Consider the following 2,794-nt stretch of genomic DNA (forward strand, 5'->3'; position numbering starts at 1 on the left):
CATCGGCTGCGCAAGCTGGGTGAGGATATCACCGAGACGCTGGAGGTGGTGCCGCGGCAATGGAAGGTGATCCAGCACGTGCGGGAGAAGTTCACAGCCAGGCTCCGGCGCCGTTCCATGCCACCCCACGGGGCTGGGCCGGTCCCGGCCTGCTGGCGATGATCCTGTTCGAGAAGTTGGGCCAGCATCAGCCGCTCAACCGCCAGGCTGAACGCTATGCCCGCGAAGGCGTGCCGCTCAGCCTGTCGACGCTCGCCGACCAGGTCGGCGCCGGCGTCGCGGCGCTGATGCTATAGCAGCGGCAAGCAATCCGCATGTTGGCATGATACCCGTGATGATTGTCGATGCACCGATGCACCTGATAGCCAGGCACAGGCCGCCTTCGTTGGCCAAAACACCAGCGCGTTGGGATTACCCCGCTTCAGCTTCACCAAGCGGCGGTCGTTTCCGGTGATGAGGACGCCATGACGGTTGAATTGGTGTGCTCCAGGGCCGGTATAAAGGTTATCACCACGCCGCTGGCTGCCGCGAAATATCGCGCTCGGGAAACAATCGCCATTGCAACAATCAGCGGTCTGGTGAACCGCCAAACCGCAATTGGCGCCCGCAGAATATTGGAGGTTCTGGCTAACGCGGATTTCGCGCCAATCACGAGCCCTCAGATCAGAGCAGCGGAATTGCTGATGACACAGAAAGAGTTCAACCAGCGGTTCGATCCAGAGGATCTGACGAAAGCCATGGCGAATCTCTATCTGACCGCCGAAGAGGACGCTAAGGTCTATGCGCACGCGCACAAGCTGCCGTTTTTCAAGGCGCTCGCGATAGCGTGGTTCGGAGCACTAAAAAGCGGCGCACGCCAATCCGACTTGTTGCCTAACCCGCGAATTTTGCAAGCGCCTTTGGGCCGAACACTCAAAGGTTCAAAAGGGTAGGGGCCGCTTGCGCCCCTCGCTCTGTTCAGCCACTGTTTTGAGTGCTGTTCAAACGGTGTATTGGCCTACTGGTGCCGCACGAGGAGAAACCCTTCGACGCCATGCGGACTATTCCGCTGGGCACTCGAAGCCGAGATAGTGGGGATCGATCCAACGGCCGGCGTTAAGAACCCGGGTCGAGCGGCGGGTTCGAAGCTTGGACCGAAGACGACGTCGAAGCATATGAGATCCGCTGGGCGGCGGGCACCAAGGAGCGCGTCTGGCTGCACGTCCTGTCCAGCCGGCGTTCTGCCGAGCGAGGAGGCAGTGAACCTTCTTATGGGCTGCCCGGTGCATGAGGGCGAGGCGCTGGCTAAGGCGATTATCGAGACGGTCGACCGGCTGACCCGGAGTCATCATCCGGGCCAGCGCTCCCAAGATCAGATCAGTCGTAGACCTTGACGATCCTGCGCGTGCTCGGATCCACCAGAACGGTCCGGTTGTCGACAACGACATAACGGTATTTGACGTTGGGGACTTCACGAAGCTCGACTGTATCGGGAAGAGTCGAGCCGATGTTGAGCTCCACTCCAGGAATTTTCACCGACGCGAGAGGCTGCTTGTGCACGTATTCCTTGATGACGGTTTCCTGCTGCGGTTCGATGACCACGTCCTGGGCGGCAGCGGCACCAATGCCGGCCAGCAACAGAAATCCCGCGGCTGCGGTGGAAAGATGCATTCTCATAGCCGTCTCCTTGTTGGAATTTGCCGGGACGCATCTTCATCGCGCCAAGCTCACCAAAACGTATGCCTACCAACGAACGTTCCTCCGCCGGGGCTTAGGTCTTATACCGCCGGACCTAAGTCTGAAGTGCTAGACGCAATGGCCTGAACAAGGTGTCGCGCGGAACCGCGACTTCGTCGTCCCGTTGTCACGTGAACTCATGGAAGGAGAGACGGCTCATGGAAGTTAGTGTCCACCAAGCCCGTTGGTTGCTCGGGTCGGTTTTCGCCGTCTCCATTTCACTATTGATGATAGGAGCGGTCGCCTGAAAAATGACGCTCTCTAGCCCCGAAGTTGGTATCTGCGCAAGAAAAGTCCCTTCATTGCGCTGATAGGGTCCGCCGGCCTTGCTGGATTTGGCAGGCGGGCCCTTAGTTCTCCGGGCGCTCGCGATTATCGCCGAAGCTGACCTGCCACTGAACATTCATCCAGCGGCGATTAGAGCCTTGGCCGTTTCTGTTACGCCTCTTGGCGCGGGTTGAGCAACCGGCGGAGGCGCAGAGCCTTCCATCAGCACAGCGTCGGGGCCGGTTGCGGTGATGTCCTCGGCGTATGCCGCCGGGGTCTGGTAGCCGAGCGAGGAATGAGGCCTCGCGATGGCGCTGCGGGCGTGGTCGAGGCCGAAGAACAGGCTCTCGTTCAAGAGCTCGTCGCGCATGCGACCGTTGAAGGATTCGACATAACCGTTCTGCATCGGCTTGCCCGGCGCGATGTAGTGCCATTCGATCCCGTGATCCTTCGACCATGCAAGGATGGCGTTTGAGGTGAACTCCGTGCCGTGGTCGGAGACGATCATGCCTGGTTTGCCGCGGTGGGCGATCAGTTCCGTCAGCTCGCGAGCAACCCGACGGCCGGAGATCGAGGTGTCCGGAATCGCGGCCAGACATTCGCGTGTCACGTCATCGACGATGTTGAGCACACGGAAGCGCCGGCCGCAGGCGAACTGGTCATGGACGAAATCCAGCGACCAGCGCGCATTCGGCTTTGCCTCGACCAGGATCGGCGCCCGCGTGCCGACCGCTCGCCGTCTTGCCCGGCGCTTGCGCACCGTCAGACCTTCCTCGCGATAGAGACGGTAGATACGGTTGACCCCAGATGC

At 60.6% G+C, this 2,794-nt stretch carries 3 protein-coding genes and 1 pseudogene; 2 read left to right on the forward strand and 2 right to left on the reverse strand.

The window, feature by feature from the left end:
* Together NKI72_RS34465 and NKI72_RS34470 are read left to right on the forward strand one after the other, a co-directional pair.
* A pseudogene (locus NKI72_RS34465) lies at window positions 1-287 on the forward strand (IS66 family transposase); the annotation flags it as partial.
* Between the two features lie 177 nt (window positions 288-464).
* Entirely contained in the window at window positions 465-932 is a 468-nt protein-coding gene (locus tag NKI72_RS34470) for a hypothetical protein (RefSeq protein ID WP_352852177.1), read from the forward strand.
* Between the two features lie 424 nt (window positions 933-1,356).
* On the opposite strand, the gene NKI72_RS34475 is transcribed toward NKI72_RS34470, so the two are convergent.
* Together NKI72_RS34475 and NKI72_RS34480 are read right to left on the reverse strand one after the other, a co-directional pair.
* Entirely contained in the window at window positions 1,357-1,656 is a 300-nt protein-coding gene (locus tag NKI72_RS34475) for a DUF1236 domain-containing protein (protein ID WP_352837527.1), read from the reverse strand.
* A gap of 463 nt (window positions 1,657-2,119) precedes the next feature.
* Window positions 2,120-2,794: integrase core domain-containing protein (locus NKI72_RS34480; RefSeq protein ID WP_352852179.1), on the reverse strand; the 675-nt coding region annotated here is incomplete at its 5' end.

This window comes from Mesorhizobium sp. M0437 (genome assembly GCF_040321335.1).
Taxonomy (GTDB): Bacteria; Pseudomonadota; Alphaproteobacteria; order Rhizobiales; family Rhizobiaceae; genus Mesorhizobium.

Bases quoted from the DNA above. Each gene is read 5' to 3' on its own strand.
- NKI72_RS34470 (WP_352852177.1), top strand. From the start codon at position 465: ATGACGGTTGAATTGGTGTGCTCCAGGGCCGGTATAAAGGTTATCACC.
- NKI72_RS34475 (WP_352837527.1), bottom strand. From the start codon at position 1,656: ATGAGAATGCATCTTTCCACCGCAGCCGCGGGATTTCTGTTGCTGGCC.